The sequence below is a fragment of the Salmonella sp. NW1250 genome (assembly GCF_051812965.1).
Lineage (GTDB): Bacteria > Pseudomonadota > Gammaproteobacteria > Enterobacterales > Enterobacteriaceae > Salmonella > Salmonella enterica.
The window spans coordinates 120,789-138,219 of record NZ_JAMNDD010000003.1 but is presented as its reverse complement, the minus strand read 5'-3'; the positions used below and the strand labels follow the sequence as shown (position 1 = coordinate 138,219).

Genomic DNA, 17,431 nt, shown 5'->3' with positions numbered 1-17,431 from the left:
GTTATGCCTCAGCAGAAAAAAAGAAAAGGCCGGAGACGGCGGGTATCATCCATCGCCCGCTATCTTTCCGGCCTGTGAATCACTTTTTGTTGGGACGAATCACCGGAGCTGCTTTATCCAGTACGCCGTTGACGAATTTGTGGCTGTCTTCAGCGCCAAAGGTTTTCGCCAGTTCAATCGCTTCGTTGATGGCCACTTTATAAGGCACATCGCTGCGTTTTGACAGCTCAAACAACGCAATACGCAGCACGGCTTTTTCAACCTGTCCCAGCTCTTCAAGCAGGCGGGACAGATACGGTTTCATTAAACCATCCAGGTACGCGCTGTTAGTCGCCACCCCGGATAGCAGTTCACGGAAATAGAGAACGTCGACGTCTTTTACGTCCTGTTCCGCCAGGAACTGGTATTCAACATCAGCGATGTCGTTCTGGGACAACTGCCAGGAGTAAAGCGCCTGGACGGCACACTCACGGGCGCGGCGACGAGCAGCAGGTTTCACGGAATTCCCCTTACAAAAAATCAGGCCTTAATGGCTTTCAATACATTAATCATTTCAAGCGCGGTCAGCGCAGCTTCTGCGCCTTTATTACCGGCTTTTGTACCAGCACGTTCGATGGCTTGTTCAATACTCTCGGTGGTCAGAACACCAAAGGCTACCGGCACGCCGCTGTCCTGGGCAACGCTTGCCAGGCCATTGCTGGCGCCGCCTGCCACATATTCAAAGTGCGCAGTCCCCCCGCGAATCACGGTTCCCAGCGCAACCACGGCGTCATATTTACCGCTTTTCGCCAGCGCTTCGGTCGCCAGCGGCAGTTCATAGGCGCCAGGCACCCACACTACGGTAATATTATCATCTTTTACCTGACCAATACGCGTCAGGGCATCAACCGCGCCATCCAGCAGGCTGTCGTTGATAAACTGATTGAAACGCGCAATAGTGATGGCGACACGAGCGTCAGGGGCTGCAACGTTAGCTTTAATAATGTTCATATTCTCTCTTCCAGGGTTCATTTGGCCCCGCAGGGGGGCGGATTTTATCATAATAATTTGAGCGCTGCTCCCCTTTCGACGGGAGAACTCATGCGCTCACCATATGCAGGCAAACATCCGGGCCGACATGACGTATTTCGCTGAAGGTAAATTGCGGCGCGTCGGCGAGCTTCTCAAGCCCCGGCAATTCGCATAATCCCCGCGCCTGGGTTCCCAACAATTTAGGCGCGACATAGACAATCAGTTCATCCACCAGCCCGGCTTGCAGCAACGCGCCCGCCAGTCCCGGTCCGGCTTCAACCCATATGCTATTAATCTGCTGCCTGCCTAACTGCATCATCAGCACAACCAGATCCAAATGTCCGTTGTGCGCCGGCACGCTGATAGTACGAACCGAATCGGGCCACGCGCGGCTATCTTCCTGGGTACGCGCAATCCACGTTTCGCCAGGCTGCTGCACAATACGATGCGCAGGCGTTACCCGGTTTTGGCTGTCGATAACAATTCGCACCGGCTGGCGCAGATTTTCCTGCGGGTAAGACGCCTGCGTAGAGGCGTCTAACTCCGCCCAACGCACCGTCAAGGCCGGATCGTCAGCCAATACCGTCGCGCTACTGGTTAAGATAGCGTGACTTTGCGCACGCAAGCGCTGAACGTCGCGCCGGGCCTGCGGCGAGGTGATCCACTGGCTTTCGCCGCTGGCCATCGCCGTCCGTCCGTCGACGGAGGCGCCCAGTTTAAGCTGAAGATAAGGGAATCCGGTACGCATCCGTTTGAGGAAGCCTTTATTGAGCGCCTCCGCTTCACTCATCATTAACCCGTGGCTGACCGCAATACCCGCCTGTTGCAGGCGATACAGCCCACGCCCGGCGACCTGTGGGTTCGGGTCCTGCATCGCGGCGACCACGCGCGCGACGCCGGCCGCAATCAGCGCATCACAACATGGCGGCGTTCGCCCATGATGGCTACAGGGTTCAAGCGTGACATAGGCGGTTGCGCCTTTGGCTTTTGCGCCCGCCATCCGCAGCGCATGGACCTCGGCGTGCGGCTCTCCGGCGCGATGGTGATAACCTTCGCCGACGATATCGCCATTGTTAACAATGACACAGCCGACATTAGGGTTCGGGTGAGTGGTGAAACGTCCACGCTGCGCCAGTTTTAGCGCTCGCGCCATGTAAAACTCATCCTGCATGGCTTAGTCCTGTAGGCGAGCGATTTCTTCGCCAAAGTCTTTGATATCTTCGAAACTGCGATAGACGGAGGCAAAGCGAATATACGCGACTTTATCGAGTTTTTTCAGCTGCTCCATGACCAGGTTGCCAATCATCTTGCTGGGAACTTCACGCTCCCCAGTGGCTCGTAATTGTGACTTAATATGGTTCAATGCCATTTCAACATCATCTGCGCTGACGGGTCTTTTTTCCAGCGCTCTCAACATGCCGCTACGCAGCTTATCCTCATTAAAGGGTTCGCGCACATCGTTGCTTTTTATCACGCGCGGCATGACCAGTTCAGCCACTTCAAAGGTCGTAAAGCGTTCATTACACACCAGACACTGCCGACGGCGGCGCACGGACGAGCCCTCGCCTACAAGACGAGAGTCAATGACTTTGGTATCTACGGCGAAACAAAATGGGCAATGCATACGGCGTCCTGACCAGATGATTTAGAAAACACTATTTTACCCTGAACTGGCGCGACAACAAAGGCGGAGCGCTTTTGAGATAAAGGATCGGTGCCTTTGTGCGTATAGCGCACTACCATTACGCTATCGGACCACGAAGGAAATGATCGACATGACAAGACGTTACCTAAGAATTCTCCTGGTGGGAAGTCTCTTGAGCCTGACCGCCTGCGCGCCGCAGAGCGAAGTTCGCCAGATGCATCAAAGCATTAGCACCCTGAATAAAGAGATGACCCAACTGAATCAGGAAACGGTAAAAATTACCCAACAAAATAAGCTGAATGCGGATTCAACCCGCGGCGTCTATTTGTTGCCTGGCGCCAATACGCCTGCCCGGCTGGAGAGTCAGATCGGTACGCTACGTATGACATTGCTGGAAATTACGCCTGTCGCAGACGGCGCTCACGCAACGTTACGCATTCAGGGCGAGTCCCGCGATCCGCTGCCGGCATTCAGCGCTACCGTAGAGTACGGGCAAATTCAGGGCACTACGGAGAACTATCAGGAGGTGAATGCACAGAGCCTTCTGGTAAATGCCCCTGCCAGTTTGCTGGCGCCCAGTGATGTCAATATTTCGTTACCGTTGAAGGGGATCACACCGGCGCAGTTAGGCTTCATTCGCATCCATGATATTCAGCCTGTTAATCAATAAACGTTCTGGCGGAGCGTTTTGTGCGTTCCGCAACATCCCCCGCACGACTTTTGTTGCCCTACTGACATTTCCGTCATTTATGACATGGATTGGTAATATTCATGAAAGATAGTACTGTCGCCTCGCCTAAAGTGCGCAAACGTGAACGCAATCGATTACGTAAATGATAGATATGTGAAACAAGACATATTTTTGTGAGCAATGATTTTTATAATAGGCTCCGCAGAAACACGAAATATTTAGAAACGCAAATTGCGTTCTTTTCACTCCCGCAAGGGATTTCAAACAGTGGCATACATATGAAAAAAACTTTACTCGCAGTCAGCGCAGCGCTGGCGCTCACCTCATCTTTTACTGCTAACGCAGCAGAAAATGATCAGCCGCAGTATTTGTCCGACTGGTGGCACCAGAGTGTAAACGTAGTAGGCAGCTACCATACCCGCTTCTCGCCGAAGCTGAACAACGACGTCTATCTGGAATATGAAGCATTTGCCAAAAAAGACTGGTTTGATTTCTACGGCTATATCGATATTCCCAAAACCTTTGATTGGGGTAACGGCAACGATAAAGGTATCTGGTCCGACGGTTCTCCGCTGTTCATGGAAATCGAACCGCGTTTCTCGATTGATAAGCTGACCGGCGCAGACCTGAGCTTCGGCCCGTTTAAAGAGTGGTATTTCGCCAACAACTACATCTACGATATGGGCGATAACAAAGCCAGCCGCCAGAGCACGTGGTATATGGGTCTGGGGACCGATATCGACACCGGCCTGCCGATGGGCCTGTCGCTGAACGTGTATGCGAAATATCAGTGGCAAAACTACGGTGCTTCCAATGAAAACGAATGGGACGGCTACCGTTTCAAAGTGAAATACTTCGTCCCCATCACCGATCTGTGGGGCGGTAAACTGAGCTATATCGGCTTTACCAACTTTGACTGGGGATCTGATTTAGGCGACGATCCGAACCGTACCAGCAATTCCATCGCTTCCAGCCATATCCTGGCGCTGAACTACGATCACTGGCACTACTCGGTCGTTGCGCGTTACTTCCATAACGGCGGACAGTGGCAGAATGGCGCAAAACTGAACTGGGGCGACGGCGATTTCAGCGCGAAATCTACCGGCTGGGGCGGCTACCTGGTCGTGGGTTACAACTTCTAAACCTGCAAAAAAGGCCAGAGGTCGCCCTCTGGCCCGTTTCGGGCGCATGCTGCCATGCGGCGGCGAGTCGCGCCCACTTCACATTACTTCCGGCGATGCCACCAGCCTAAAAACAGACCTGTCGCAATCCCGACCAGCGTTGGTGCCGCCAGATCATGCCAGATAGTAATGCTCAACTCTGTGAGCGTCATATTGCCGCCTTTGTTGCAATGGCAACGGTTCGCGGCTATCCTCAACTTGTCTAGGGTCAAGTTAGCCCCCGTAATGTTGCCGGTGAATACCGAACAATGTGCGGGGGTTTTCTCTTTCCAGCGACAAGGCCACCGGGGATCAAGCCCCCGCAACATTGCGCCTCACCGGGTTGCCCCGGCTTACCGCTGATTCTACTCTGCTCGCCAGTATCGGCAGGACTTAAAAACAAAAAAATCCCAACCTTGCGATCGGGATTCCAGTGACAATGTATGCGTTACAGGACGTTTGGGGCTGGCGACAAACTCCGGGGCTGAAAAAATGTTGGATTGCATCCGATCTACGAAAACCAATAGTTCATTTATATTGCGGATTCCGTTGGGTGGAGCGAAGCGTAACCTAACATTCAACAGCACCAACAACTTTGTCAGCAGCCTGCTTATTTCTTTTTGTTCATCATCGCTTTCAGATCGGCAAACGGGTTATAAGTCGCCTCGCCGACATCTTTTTGCGCATCTTCCCCGGCAATGACCGTCGAACCGTACTGATCGGCTTCGGTATATTTGGAATGCTCGTGATCGTGGCAGTAGAGGCACAATAGCTCCCAGTTGCTGCCGTCTTCCGGATTATTGGTGTGGTCATGATCGATATGATGCACCGTCAGCTCACGCAGATTTGAATACACAAACTCACGGGAACAACGTCCGCATACCCACGGAAACAGCTTCAGCGCTTTTTCACGATAGCCGCTTTCCAGGCGCGCATAGTTTTTGGGGATGATAGCCATAATCAACAGGTACCTGAATAATACAAAGGGTTATGCGCAGTTTCCCGCGAAGCCGGGCTTTTAGCAATGATTCTGTGCAACTTATATATCCAGGTAAGGAAGGCTATTTCAGGCAAACTGATGACCAATCAACCCGTTTTACAAGCGTTGGAGTTATCGCTATCACATCTTACGGCATTTTTTCGTGCTCGACTTTACGCAAAAAATCACGCAAAGAACGGTCGATTGTTTCACGAAATCGTCGGTTAAGCGGAGTAATTTGTAAACAGCGATCGAGGCGAAAACACCGATAGTCTTCCCGTCTCTCACACCAGGCAACCAGTAGCCAGTGCTCTCCCCAGAAAAACAATCCCAGCGGTTGTATATCCCGCGAAGAGAGATGCCCCGCTTCATCACGATAATGTAGCGCCAACACCTGCTGCGCCGAAACGGCCTGATGGATAAGATCAAACGCGCTGCGCGAATGTGGAGATGTACCCAAATCCGGAGCGTAAATCCGTGTCTGCTCCGCTTTACGACGGCTCTCTTCCGGTAAAATAGCCAACACTTTTTCCTGGGCGGATTCAAGCTCGCGCGATAGCGAATCGCCGCCCCAGGTTTTCAATAACCGTATAGCCACCATCAGTGCTTCCGATTCACGATGGGTAAGCATCAAGGGCGGCAAATCAAAACCCGCCATTAAACGGTATCCGCTCCCCGCTTCACCTTCGACAGGCACACCGGATAACGACAGATCGCGAATATCGCGATAAATCGTCCGTTCAGAAACCGCAAGCCGCTGTGCCAACAGCGCTGCCGTCGTCAGTCGTCTACCCCGCAAAATTTGCACGATCTGAAACAAACGGTCAGCGCGTCTGGTCATATTGACTCTCTACATTTAGCAAATATCACGCAGGTTGATGTAAACCTATTCGGTTACCTTCGCTGTCAATAAACAACGCGATGGTTCCAATGTCATCTCCGGGAACCATGGGTTCCAGAACACACTTGCCACCGGCAAGGACGACACGTTCAATCGAGGCTAACAAATCGGCGGTATGCAGATAAATAACGACTCCCTGCGCAACTGGAGCGACATCATCCTGCTTTATCAGCGCTCCGCCGGGTCCGGGTTCAACATACGGGAATACGGCCAGGTCCGCCCCATCCATGGTTTCCCGACGTAACGATATCTGCATCACTTGCTCATAAAAGGCGATTGCACGCGCCATATCAGTAACTGGAATTTCAAACCAGTTAATCAAATTTTTCATACATCCTCCTGCGAGTGTGGGTAAATTCATGAGGAGTGTATGACAGGGCTCCTGACAGCATACTGTCAGTAATGTTTATCGTCATGGTACATAAATAAAAAAAATCCCGATCGCATGACCGGGATTCAGATAACACTTAAATACGTGTTTACGGCAGGATGGACGGCTGATCCGCCCCTTCTTTTTCGACTTTCTGCTGCAGCATATGCTCGCGCTTCATACCGAGTTTCAGCGCCAGCGCCGATGCGACATAGATAGAAGATGCCGTACCAATAGAGACACCGATCAGCATCGTCAGCGAGAAGCCTTCCAGTACCGGACCGCCGAAGAGGTACAGCATCAGAATTACCACTAACGTCGTACCGGAGGTAATCAACGTACGGTGTAGCGTCTGGGTCAGCGACACGTTAAAGATTTCGTAAGGCGTCCCGCGACGGATTTTGCGGAAGTTTTCACGAATACGGTCAGAGACCACGATACTGTCGTTCAGCGAGTAACCGATCACCGACATCAATGATGCAACAATGGTCAGGTCAATCTCGATATGGAAAAGCGACAGTATCCCCAGCGTAATGATCACGTCGTGCGCCAGCGCGATGACCACCCCTGCCGCCAGTCGCCACTCAAAGCGGAAACCGACATAAACGAGGATAGAGATCAACGCCACCAGCAGCGCCATAGCGCCGGTTTGCGCCAGATCGGCGCCCACGCTTGGCCCCACGAATTCAATACGCTTCACGGCCGCGTTCTGGTTGGTGGCTTCATTAATGATCGTCACCACTTTGCTACCCAGTACCTGACCGCCGGTTTCACCTTCGGTTGGCGGCATACGCACCATAATGTCGTGACTGCTGCCAAAGTTCTGCAACTGCGGCTCTTCATAGCCCGCTTTTTGCAGCGCTTCGCGCATCACGTCCATTTCAGCCGGTTTTTCCAGCGTGATTTCAATTACCGTACCACCGGTGAAATCCAGCCCCCAGTTAAACCCGCGTACGCCCATAATGACAATGGCCGCGATCAGCAACAGCCCGGAGATGCCGAATGCCCAGAAGTCCCAGCGCATAAAGTCATAGACTTTACGGCCGTGGTTTAGTTGTTCAACAGTGTATTCCTGTGCCACATCGCACTCCTCAGATTGACAGCTTAGTGACGCGCTTGCCGCCATATAGCAGGTTTACGATAGCACGCGTACCGATAATCGCGGTAAACATCGACGTCGCCACACCGATACCGGTCGTAATCGCGAACCCTTTAATTGCCCCGGTACCGACAGCATACAGAATGATGACTTTAATCAGCGTCGTGATGTTCGCATCGAAGATGGAACTGAACGCGCCGGCATAGCCTTCGTTTATCGCCTGCTGTACCGTGCGGCCATTACTCAACTCTTCTTTGATACGTTCGTTAATCAGAACGTTGGCGTCGACCGCCACCGCAAGGGTTAACACGATACCCGCAATCCCCGGCATACTGAGCGTTGCCCCCGGCAACAGCGACATGATACCGACAATCAACACCAGGTTAGCCACTAACGCGCTGGTCGCAATCAGACCAAACTTCTTATAGAAGAAGATCATGAACAGGATGGAGACCACCAGGCCGGCCAGACAGGCTTCCAGGCCCTGCTTGATGTTCTGCATACCCAAAGTCGGGCCAATGGTGCGCTCTTCAACGATCTGAATCGGCGCAATCAGGGCGCCCGCACGCAGCAGCAACGAGAGCTGACGCGCTTCGTTCGGGTTGCTGATACCAGTAATACGGAAGCTGTTACCCAGCCGAGACTGGATGTTGGCAATGTTAATCACCTCTTCCTGTTTCACCAGTACGGCGCGACCGTTAGCGTCTTTCTTACCGCTGTCTTTATACTCCACAAACAGGGTCGCCATCGGTTTGCCGATATTGTCCTTAGTGAAGTTAGACATGATATTGCCGCCTGCGCTATCCAGCGAGATGTTAACCTGCGGTTGGTTATATTCATCCTGGCTGGACGTCGAGTCGGTGATATGGTCGCCGGTGAGGATCACGCGTTTGTACAATACCACCGGCTGACCTTCGCGGGTTTGTTTCACTTCGGAATCGCCCGGTACGCGCCCGGCAGCAGCGGCGGCCTGGTCAACGTTGGTATTCACCAGACGGAATTCCAGCGTCGCGGTCGCGCCGAGAATTTCTTTCGCGCGAGCGGTATCCTGGATACCCGGCAGCTCAACCACAATACGGTCTGCGCCCTGGCGTTGTACGACAGGCTCCGCGACGCCCAGTTGGTTAACACGGTTACGCAGAATATTAATGTTCTGCTGAACGGCGTATTCACGCGCTTCGCTCAGGCGCGCATCGGTCATTACCGCGCGAAGTTGATTGCCGCTCTGGCTGGAAATCACCAGGTCACGATGACGCGGCGTCAGATAGGCGATCGCCTCATCACGCGCTTTGCTGTCACGGAACGTGATGCTCAACCCATAATTATTTTCTTTACGAACGGTGGTATAAGGAATGCCTTTTTCACGCAGATCGCTGCGCAGGCTATCGATATTTTGTTCCTGGAGTTTACCTAACGCGGTATCCATATCCACTTCCATCAGGAAGTGAACGCCGCCGCGCAGATCAAGACCGAGCTTCATCGGATCGGCGTGAATAGCCGCCAACCAGCGCGGCGTAGCCGGCGCAAGGTTAAGCGCCACGACATATTTATCCCCCAGCACGCTCATCAGCGCTTCACGGGCGCGTAGCTGGGTATCGGTGGTGTCGAAGCGCGCAAGAATAGCGCCCTCTTCCAGTGCCACAGACTTAGCGGGAATTTTTTCTTCTTGTAACGTTTTCTGGACCTGGATCAGCGTTTGCTCACTGGCGGCGACGCCGCGCACGCCAGTGATTTGAACAGCCGGATCCTCACCATACAGGTTGGGAAGTGCGTAAAGCAGGCCGACGATAATCACGACGACCAGCATGATGTACTTCCACAAAGGATAACGGTTTAACACGGCAGTTCCCTTTGGGAAAACGAAATATTACAGCGCCTTCATGGTGCCTTTCGGCAGAACGGCAGCTACGAAGTCACGTTTGATAACCACTTCCGTGGTGTCATTCAGCGCGATGGCAATGTAGCCGGCTTCCGCTACTTTGGTCACTCGACCGACCAGACCGCCATTCGTCAGAACTTCATCACCTTTCGCAATGGAGTCCATCAGCTTTTTGTGCTCTTTGGTGCGCTTCTGCTGCGGGCGCAGGATCATGAAATAGAAAATCAGACCAAACACCACCAGCATTAAAATCAGAGACATCGGGCTGCCCTGCGCTGGAGCACCTGTTGCCGCTACCGCATCAGAAATAAAAAAGCTCATTCAAATTCCCTCATTATTAAAATTAATCAACGTTCAAAGGTGGAACGGGTCGCCCCTGACGTTGGTAAAACTCGGTTACGAAGCTCTCTAATTTACCCTCTTCAATAGCCTTGCGTAAACCCGCCATCAAACGCTGGTAGTAACGCAAGTTATGAATGGTATTGAGACGCGCACCTAATATTTCGTTGCAACGGTCGAGATGATGCAAGTAAGCGCGTGAATAATTGCGACAGGTGTAGCAATCGCACTCAGCGTCAAGCGGGCTGGTGTCGCTTTTATGCTTTGCATTACGAATCTTCACCACGCCGTCGGTCACAAACAGATGACCATTGCGGGCATTTCGCGTTGGCATGACACAGTCAAACATATCAATACCGCGACGCACCCCTTCCACCAGATCTTCCGGTTTACCCACGCCCATCAGGTAACGCGGTTTGTCAGCCGGGATCTGCGGGCAAACGTGCTCCAGAATGCGGTGCATATCTGCTTTCGGCTCACCGACAGCCAAACCGCCGACAGCGTAGCCATCAAAGCCAATCTCTACCAGACCTTTCACCGAGATATCGCGTAAATCTTCGTAAACGCTGCCCTGAATGATGCCAAAAAGCGCATTCTTATTGCCAAGGCTATCAAAACGGTCGCGGCTACGCTTCGCCCAACGCAACGACATCTCCATCGAGCGTTTAGCATAGTCCCAGTCTGCCGGGTACGGGGTACATTCATCAAAGATCATCACGATATCGGAACCGAGATCGTACTGGATCTCCATCGACTTTTCCGGATCGAGGAAAATCGGATCGCCGTTGATCGGGTTACGGAAGTGCACGCCTTGCTCGGTAATCTTACGAATATCGCCGAGGCTGAAGACCTGGAAGCCGCCGGAATCGGTGAGAATAGGCCCTTTCCACTGCATAAAATCGTGCAGGTCGCCATGCAGCTTCATGATCTCCTGACCCGGGCGCAGCCACAGGTGGAAAGTGTTGCCGAGAATAATCTGCGCGCCGGTCGCTTCCACTTCTTCCGGCGTCATGCCTTTTACCGTACCGTAAGTACCCACAGGCATAAAGGCTGGCGTTTCCACTACGCCACGATCAAACACCAGACGACCGCGACGCGCGCGACCATCGGTGGTATCTAACTCAAATTTCATTATCACTCCTGCGTCAGAAAAACAGTCCGACGTTTAACGACTCGCTACGGAATGATTCCATAGCTAATAAATTCCCGAAGGCGTCATCGGCGCAGCCAGTTTGGGGTCGACCAGCGCACAACCACCGGAGCGTACACGCAGTACGTGAGGATGGCGAGCACTGCCCGGCGTCAAAATGGCAAGTGAGATAGCCTTCTTACGGACGCTCAGAAATAGCCTGCGGATTGTACGTGATAAACATCGCGTCCCCGTAGCTAAAAAAGCGATATTTTTGTTCTACCGCAGTCTTATAGGCATTCATGGTGTGTTGATAACCGGCAAATGCGGAAACCAGCATAATCAACGTCGATTCCGGCAGATGGAAGTTGGTGATCAGCGCATCAATCACTTTGTATTGATAACCTGGATAAATAAAGATTTGCGTATCGCCGAAGAACGGCTCTATCAAATCGCTTTTTGCCGCCTGCGCCGCGCTTTCCAGTGAGCGTACCGAGGTGGTGCCGACGGCAATAACCCGGTTGCCGCGCGCTTTCGCCGCCAGCACCGCGTCGACCACCTCTTGCGGCACCTCAGCATATTCGGAGTGCATGATGTGATCTTCAATGGTATCGACACGCACCGGCTGGAAAGTGCCCGCGCCGACGTGTAGCGTAACAAACGCCATTTCGATACCTTTCTCACGAAGCGCCGCCAGCAGCGGCTCATCAAAGTGCAGCCCTGCGGTCGGCGCGGCGACGGCGCCCGGTTTTTCACTGTAGACCGTCTGGTACAGTTCGCGGTCGGCGTCTTCGTCCGGACGGTCGATGTACGGCGGCAACGGCATATGGCCGATGGCGTTGAGAATATCCAGCACCGGACGCGGGTCATTAAACTCAACTTCAAACAGAGCGCCATGACGCGCAGTCATGGTCGCGTGAATACTTTCGTCGTCGCCCAGTAGCAGTTCCGTGCCCGGTTTTGGCGCTTTAGAAGCGCGAATATGCGCCAGGATGCGTTTATCATCGAGCATACGTTCGACCAGCACTTCTATCTTGCCGCCGCTGGCTTTACGGCCAAAGAGCCGCGCCGGGATCACGCGGGTATTATTGAAGACCAGCAAATCGCCAGGGTTGAGCTTATCGAGCAGATCGGTGAAAGTACCGTGCGTCAGCGCGCCCGTCGGCCCCTCTAATGACAGCAAACGGCAGCGACTGCGTTCCGGCTGTGGGTAGTGGGCAATCAGGGATTCGGGTAGTTCAAAGGAAAAATCGGTAACGCGCATGACTCTGACTCAGACTAAAATAAGAGGCGGGTAGTCTAGTGCCGGGGCGTTCCCGCTGCAACCGTTACCCGCTTTTTGGACAGAGAATCAATAATGAATTTTCTTGCTCACCTGCATCTGGCGCACCTTGCCGACAGCTCGCTTTCCGGTAATCTTCTGGCCGATTTTGTCCGCGGTAACCCGGCAACGCATTATCCTCCTGACGTGGTAGAGGGTATTTATATGCATCGGCGTATTGACGTCATGACCGACAACCTGCCGGAAGTTCGTGAGGCGCGAGAGTGGTTCCGCCATGAAACGCGGCGCGTGGCGCCCATTACGCTGGACGTCATGTGGGATCATTTTTTATCGCGTCACTGGACGCAAATCTCTCCTGATTTTCCACTTCAGGCGTTTGTCGGCTACGCCCATGCGCAGGTCGCGACGATTCTGCCCGACTCCCCGCCGCGCTTTGTCAACCTGAATGATTATCTTTGGTCAGAAAAATGGTTAGAGCGGTATCGCGATATGGATTTCATTCAAAACGTGCTGAATGGCATGGCGAATCGCCGTCCCCGGCTGGATGCCTTGCGTGATTCCTGGTACGATCTGGACGCGCACTACGACGCGTTAGAAGAGCGCTTCTGGCATTTTTATCCGCGTATGATGGCACAGGCCGCCCGCAAAGCGCTGTGACGGCCTGATAGCGAGGGCGTGCGTCAGATCCGCCGTTGGCAGAAAGATCGTTCGCTGTCATAAAGGGGTCATCATTACGATTTATAATGACCCGATCGATAGGCAAAAGCTGTCTCATTGATTGTCAAGACCGCATTGTTTTGTCGCTTCGCCCTCCCTATACTGCCCGCGTTGCGTTCTAAAACCCTTAATATTGCAGGAGAATTATTATGGTACTGGTTACTCGTCAGGCCCCGGATTTCACCGCTGCGGCGGTACTGGGTAGCGGTGAGATTGTTGATAAATTCAACTTCAAACAGCACACCAATGGTAAAACGACCGTTCTGTTCTTCTGGCCGATGGACTTCACTTTTGTTTGCCCGTCTGAGCTGATCGCCTTCGATAAACGTTATGAAGAATTCCAGAAGCGCGGCGTTGAAGTGGTCGGCGTTTCTTTCGACTCTGAGTTCGTCCACAACGCATGGCGTAACACCCCTGTCGATAAAGGCGGCATTGGCCCGGTGAAATACGCAATGGTCGCCGACGTGAAGCGTGAAATTCAGAAAGCTTACGGTATCGAACATCCGGACGAAGGCGTTGCGCTGCGCGGCTCTTTCCTGATTGACGCTAACGGTATTGTTCGCCACCAGGTCGTAAACGATCTGCCGCTGGGTCGTAACATCGACGAAATGCTGCGTATGGTCGACGCGCTGCAGTTCCACGAAGAGCACGGCGATGTCTGCCCGGCGCAGTGGGAAAAAGGCAAAGAAGGCATGAACGCCTCTCCGGACGGCGTGGCTAAATACCTGGCTGAGAACATTTCCAGCCTGTAAGTCAGTGCATTGATAAAAGGCTCGCGAATGCGAGCCTTTTTTATGCGTGCGGTGTTACGAACCACCTCGCCTCAACGATTCATCCATACGGTCGCGGAAATCGCGGGTAAACTAAGTCTTCCCTCGCGGATGTCACCGCTTCCCGTTTTACATTGCCATCCGGCCACGTTCAGCAACGGCAACGCTTCCAGCGCCACTTCACAGGCCTCGCCCCGGTTAATCGCCACCAGCGCCCGCTGCTGCTGATAAACTCGCACGAATACCACTACGTCACCTTCGGCATACAGCGCCTGGCATCCGCCACGACGCAGCGCCAGACTGCGCTGACGCAGTTTCGCCATACGCTGGTACAGCGCCAGCAAGTTGCCGTCCTGCTTGCGTTCATCCCACGGGAACGGTTTGCGGCACATGGGGTCATTTGCACCGTCCACGCCGACTTCATCGCCGTAATAAATACATGGCACGCCGGGCCAGGTAAACAGCCAGACCACCGCCAGCGGCAGGCGCGCCGCGTCTTTACCCAGCAGGGTTTTAAAGCGTGCAGTATCATGGCTGTCGAGTTGATTAAACATGCGCAGTTGTTGCTGATGTGACAGCCCGGCGCGGTAGTTATCCATCCACGCGATACAGGTCCGGGCATCGATATGCTGTGGTTCGTAAGCGATATCAGTATTGGCGAGAAATCCCCACAGCGGGAAGGTGAAGCCGCGATAATTCATGGCGGCATCTTCCGCATCGGCCTGTAGCCACTGCCGCGCATCGCCGAAATGTTCCCCCACAATATAGGCTTCGGGCTGCGCTTCTTTTGCCGCCCGGGTAATGCCGGCGACGTGCTGCAAATTATGGCGCGCCCCGCCCGCCTCGCCCAGCATATGTACGACATCCAGCCGCCAGCCGTCCATATTCCACGGAGCCTTTAGCCAGTGACGAACGATACTGTCCTCACCGCGATAGATCTCATCGACCAGCGTTTCTGATTGATAATCGAGTTTCGGCAGGCTCGGATAACCCAGCCAGTCCAGCGCCACGCCTTGTGGTGAAAAGGAGTACCAGTCGCGCCACGGCGAGTCCGGGTGATGACACGCGCCGCCAGTGCTGCGGTTATGCCTGTCAAACCACGTATGCGAGTCGCCGCTATGGTTAAACACGCCATCCAGCACCAGCCTCATGCCCTGCGCCTGGGTTTCACGCCGCAGGCGTAGCAGCGCCCGATCGCCGCCAAATTGCGGATCGACATGACGATAATCTTCCGTATCGTACTTATGGACGCTCGGCGCGGTAAATACCGGATTCAGATATAGCGCTGTGACGCCCAGTGTTTTCAGATACGGCAGCTTCTCACAAATGCCATTCAGACAGCCGCCGTAAAAGGTGGAACCGCCCGCCTGGGGGGTTAAAGGATCGTCCCAGTCGCGCAGCACAATCTCCTGACCTGCGGCATGATGGTAGTACACCCGGTCCTGATCGGCTTCACGCGTCGCGCTGCGGGCAAAACGATCCGGGAAGATCTGATAAAAAATTTGATCGGCGACCCACTGCGGGCCGCTGTCCGGAACATCAACGGCAAATTGTTCCAGACGCGCCGGTGGGAAGCGGTTAAATCCCTGCGGCGTAAACCAAAGCTGGCGGTCGTGCCAAAGCAATTTAAAGCTGTAACGGCGACGGGGTTGCCCTAACGCGATATTGAGCGTCGCTCGCCACGCCGTCACGCCCGGCTGCGGCTGGCGGCGCTGTTTGCGCATCGCCAGTGAGATTTCTTCATTATCGAATTCTGAGCGCAACGTCACGCGAGACGGCGGATTTTCTCCGCTCAGCCACAGCGTAATGGTTAATTTATCGTTATGTTGCTTCACAAATGGGGCAACCGGTAAGTGCCAGGCATTCAACATCTCGTATCCCCTCTACTGAAAATGGGGCCACCTTGCCACAGAGATTTAAAGGATAACTCATCATCCAGGGGTTTATTAGGGGAGGAGGCTCCAGGAGGAGAAGCGGCTCCGCTTATCCGGTCTACCGTTGCCTGCAGACCGGATAAGGCAGAGAAAAACGACTACGCCTGCGCCAATTGACGGTCGCGACGGCGTTTAAATATCCAGCCAATCAACAGCAGAACTATCCAGGCGAAGCCCACATACAGTGAGATGCGGGTATCCGGATGGTAGCCGATAAGCGCAATAATGAAGACCAGGAAAATCAGACCCGCTATCGTCGTGACGACACCGCCCGGCACCTTAAATTTCAGCGCTTTTACCTCTTCCGGCGGTAAACGACGACGGAAGGCGATTTGCGACAGCAGGATCATAATCCATACCCATACCGTGGCAAACGTCGCCAGCGAAGCAATCACCAGGAAGACGTTTTCCGGCATGATGTAGTTCAGGTAAACCGCAAACAGCAGCGCAATCGTCATCACCAGCACAGTAACCCACGGAATACCACGGCGTGACGTTTTGGCAAAGACTTTCGGCGCGCTCCCCTGCTCCGCCATACCATGCAGCATACGGCCTACGCCAAACACATCAGAATTGATAGCGGAAAGCGAGGCGGTCAATACCACAAAGTTCAGAATGCTGGCGGCAAAGGTAATCCCCATATGCTGGAACGTCAGCACAAATGGACTGCCGTTTGTGCCGACCTGATTCCACGGATAGATAGACATAATGACGAACAGCGTGCCGACATAAAATACCAGGATACGCATCGGTACTGAGTTAATAGCGCGCGGAATGGATTTCTCCGGGTCTTTCGCTTCCCCGGCGGTGATACCGATAATCTCAATCCCGCCGTAAGCGAACATCACCATTTGCAGCGACATGATCATTCCCAGCCAGCCATTGCTGAAGAAGCCGCCGTTGCTCCACAGGTTATGAATGCCGGTCGGCTGCCCGCCGTTGCCAATTCCCCACACAATGATGCCGATACCCGCGACAATCATGATAATAATGGTGGCGACTTTGAAGAAGGAGAACCAAAACTCCAGCTCGCCGAACACCTTGACGCTCATCAGGTTGATGGCGCAAATGATCAGCACCACGCTAAGTACCCAAATCCAGTGCGGCACGGCGGGGAACCAGACTCCCATGTAAATGCCGAACGCGGTCACGTCGGCAATGGCGACGATCAGGATCTCAAAACAGTAGGTCCAGCCGGTAATGTAGCCCGCAAGCGGGCCGAGGTTTTCCTGCGCATAGCGCGAAAATGAGCTGGCGGCAGGGTTGTGAACGGACATTTCCCCCAATGCGCGCATAATGATATATGCCGCGACCCCGCCAATAATATAGGCCAACAGCACGCTCGGCCCCGCCATTTTGATGGCGTCCGCCGAGCCGTAAAACAGGCCGGTGCCGATTGCCGAACCTAATGCCATAAAGCGAATGTGCCGGGTGCTCAGCCCACGCTTTAGCTTATTATTGCTTTCCATCAATTTCTGACCTATCAACACAATAAAAAACCACGGGGCGTTAAGCCCCGTGGTGT

19 protein-coding genes are annotated in these 17,431 nt (G+C 53.6%); 4 read left to right on the top strand and 15 right to left on the bottom strand.

Translation table 11 applies throughout. The annotated features are described in order from the left end of the window. Nucleotides 1-79 precede the first annotated feature (79 nt). From nusB to nrdR, 4 genes are all read right to left on the bottom strand, one after another. Nucleotides 80-499, bottom strand: coding sequence for a transcription antitermination factor NusB (gene nusB, locus NBA72_RS06225; RefSeq protein ID WP_000801129.1), 420 nt, complete (start codon nucleotides 497-499; stop codon nucleotides 80-82). 20 nt (nucleotides 500-519) lie between these two features. Next, nucleotides 520-990: a 6,7-dimethyl-8-ribityllumazine synthase gene (ribH, locus tag NBA72_RS06220; RefSeq protein WP_001021372.1), complete on the bottom strand. Its 471-nt coding sequence runs from the start codon at nucleotides 988-990 to the stop codon at nucleotides 520-522. Nucleotides 991-1,078: 88 nt separating this feature from the next. Further along, nucleotides 1,079-2,182: a bifunctional diaminohydroxyphosphoribosylaminopyrimidine deaminase/5-amino-6-(5-phosphoribosylamino)uracil reductase RibD gene (gene ribD / locus NBA72_RS06215; protein ID WP_001150218.1), complete on the bottom strand. Its 1,104-nt coding sequence runs from the start codon at nucleotides 2,180-2,182 to the stop codon at nucleotides 1,079-1,081. Nucleotides 2,183-2,185: 3 nt separating this feature from the next. After that, the gene (gene nrdR, locus NBA72_RS06210; protein ID WP_000543533.1) at nucleotides 2,186-2,635 is read right to left on the bottom strand and encodes a transcriptional regulator NrdR; all 450 of its coding nucleotides are present in this window, start codon (nucleotides 2,633-2,635) and stop codon (nucleotides 2,186-2,188) included. 151 nt (nucleotides 2,636-2,786) lie between these two features. Here nrdR and NBA72_RS06205 point away from each other — a divergent pair, with 151 nt between their 5' ends. Together NBA72_RS06205 and NBA72_RS06200 are read left to right on the top strand one after the other, a co-directional pair. Then, nucleotides 2,787-3,326: a DUF3251 domain-containing protein gene (locus tag NBA72_RS06205; RefSeq protein WP_000198479.1), complete on the top strand. Its 540-nt coding sequence runs from the start codon at nucleotides 2,787-2,789 to the stop codon at nucleotides 3,324-3,326. 299 nt (nucleotides 3,327-3,625) lie between these two features. Beyond that, complete coding sequence (locus tag NBA72_RS06200; RefSeq protein ID WP_000752021.1) at nucleotides 3,626-4,489, top strand: nucleoside-specific channel-forming protein Tsx; 864 nt, start codon at nucleotides 3,626-3,628, stop codon at nucleotides 4,487-4,489. 83 nt (nucleotides 4,490-4,572) lie between these two features. Here the strand turns inward: NBA72_RS06200 and NBA72_RS06195 are convergent, their stop codons facing one another. From NBA72_RS06195 to queA, 9 genes are all read right to left on the bottom strand, one after another. After that, on the bottom strand, nucleotides 4,573-4,680 hold the full coding sequence (locus NBA72_RS06195; RefSeq protein WP_000176312.1) for a type I toxin-antitoxin system toxin Ldr family protein: 108 nt from the start codon (nucleotides 4,678-4,680) through the stop codon (nucleotides 4,573-4,575). A gap of 437 nt (nucleotides 4,681-5,117) precedes the next feature. Continuing rightward, nucleotides 5,118-5,465, bottom strand: coding sequence for an HNH nuclease YajD (gene yajD / locus NBA72_RS06190; RefSeq protein WP_000974818.1), 348 nt, complete (start codon nucleotides 5,463-5,465; stop codon nucleotides 5,118-5,120). Nucleotides 5,466-5,634: 169 nt separating this feature from the next. Continuing rightward, nucleotides 5,635-6,327 carry a helix-turn-helix transcriptional regulator gene (locus tag NBA72_RS06185; protein WP_000198318.1) on the bottom strand — a complete coding sequence of 231 codons (693 nt, stop codon included), beginning with the start codon at nucleotides 6,325-6,327 and terminating at the stop codon, nucleotides 5,635-5,637. 25 nt (nucleotides 6,328-6,352) lie between these two features. Continuing rightward, entirely contained in the window at nucleotides 6,353-6,718 is a 366-nt protein-coding gene (locus NBA72_RS06180) for a VOC family protein (RefSeq protein ID WP_000793037.1), read from the bottom strand. A 148-nt stretch (nucleotides 6,719-6,866) separates the two neighbouring features. After that, nucleotides 6,867-7,838 (bottom strand): protein translocase subunit SecF, encoded by a 972-nt coding sequence (secF, locus tag NBA72_RS06175; protein WP_000046629.1) that lies wholly within the window; start codon nucleotides 7,836-7,838, stop codon nucleotides 6,867-6,869. A gap of 10 nt (nucleotides 7,839-7,848) precedes the next feature. Beyond that, the gene (gene secD / locus NBA72_RS06170) at nucleotides 7,849-9,696 is read right to left on the bottom strand and encodes a protein translocase subunit SecD (protein WP_000934811.1); all 1,848 of its coding nucleotides are present in this window, start codon (nucleotides 9,694-9,696) and stop codon (nucleotides 7,849-7,851) included. A 27-nt stretch (nucleotides 9,697-9,723) separates the two neighbouring features. After that, nucleotides 9,724-10,056 carry a preprotein translocase subunit YajC gene (yajC, locus tag NBA72_RS06165; protein WP_000007628.1) on the bottom strand — a complete coding sequence of 111 codons (333 nt, stop codon included), beginning with the start codon at nucleotides 10,054-10,056 and terminating at the stop codon, nucleotides 9,724-9,726. A 22-nt stretch (nucleotides 10,057-10,078) separates the two neighbouring features. Further along, nucleotides 10,079-11,206, bottom strand: coding sequence for a tRNA guanosine(34) transglycosylase Tgt (gene tgt / locus NBA72_RS06160; RefSeq protein WP_000667305.1), 1,128 nt, complete (start codon nucleotides 11,204-11,206; stop codon nucleotides 10,079-10,081). Between the two features lie 196 nt (nucleotides 11,207-11,402). Beyond that, nucleotides 11,403-12,467, bottom strand: coding sequence for a tRNA preQ1(34) S-adenosylmethionine ribosyltransferase-isomerase QueA (gene queA / locus NBA72_RS06155; protein ID WP_001266525.1), 1,065 nt, complete (start codon nucleotides 12,465-12,467; stop codon nucleotides 11,403-11,405). Between the two features lie 93 nt (nucleotides 12,468-12,560). Here queA and acpH point away from each other — a divergent pair, with 93 nt between their 5' ends. Together acpH and NBA72_RS06145 are read left to right on the top strand one after the other, a co-directional pair. Next, the gene (gene acpH, locus NBA72_RS06150) at nucleotides 12,561-13,142 is read left to right on the top strand and encodes an ACP phosphodiesterase (protein ID WP_001009858.1); all 582 of its coding nucleotides are present in this window, start codon (nucleotides 12,561-12,563) and stop codon (nucleotides 13,140-13,142) included. A 209-nt stretch (nucleotides 13,143-13,351) separates the two neighbouring features. Then, complete coding sequence (locus NBA72_RS06145; protein WP_000244731.1) at nucleotides 13,352-13,954, top strand: peroxiredoxin; 603 nt, start codon at nucleotides 13,352-13,354, stop codon at nucleotides 13,952-13,954. A gap of 71 nt (nucleotides 13,955-14,025) precedes the next feature. On the opposite strand, the gene malZ is transcribed toward NBA72_RS06145, so the two are convergent. Both malZ and proY read right to left on the bottom strand, forming a co-directional pair. Further along, nucleotides 14,026-15,843 (bottom strand): maltodextrin glucosidase, encoded by a 1,818-nt coding sequence (gene malZ / locus NBA72_RS06140; RefSeq protein ID WP_042948157.1) that lies wholly within the window; start codon nucleotides 15,841-15,843, stop codon nucleotides 14,026-14,028. Nucleotides 15,844-16,004: 161 nt separating this feature from the next. After that, entirely contained in the window at nucleotides 16,005-17,375 is a 1,371-nt protein-coding gene (proY, locus tag NBA72_RS06135) for a proline-specific permease ProY (RefSeq protein ID WP_001555879.1), read from the bottom strand. Nucleotides 17,376-17,431: the final 56 nt, after the last annotated feature.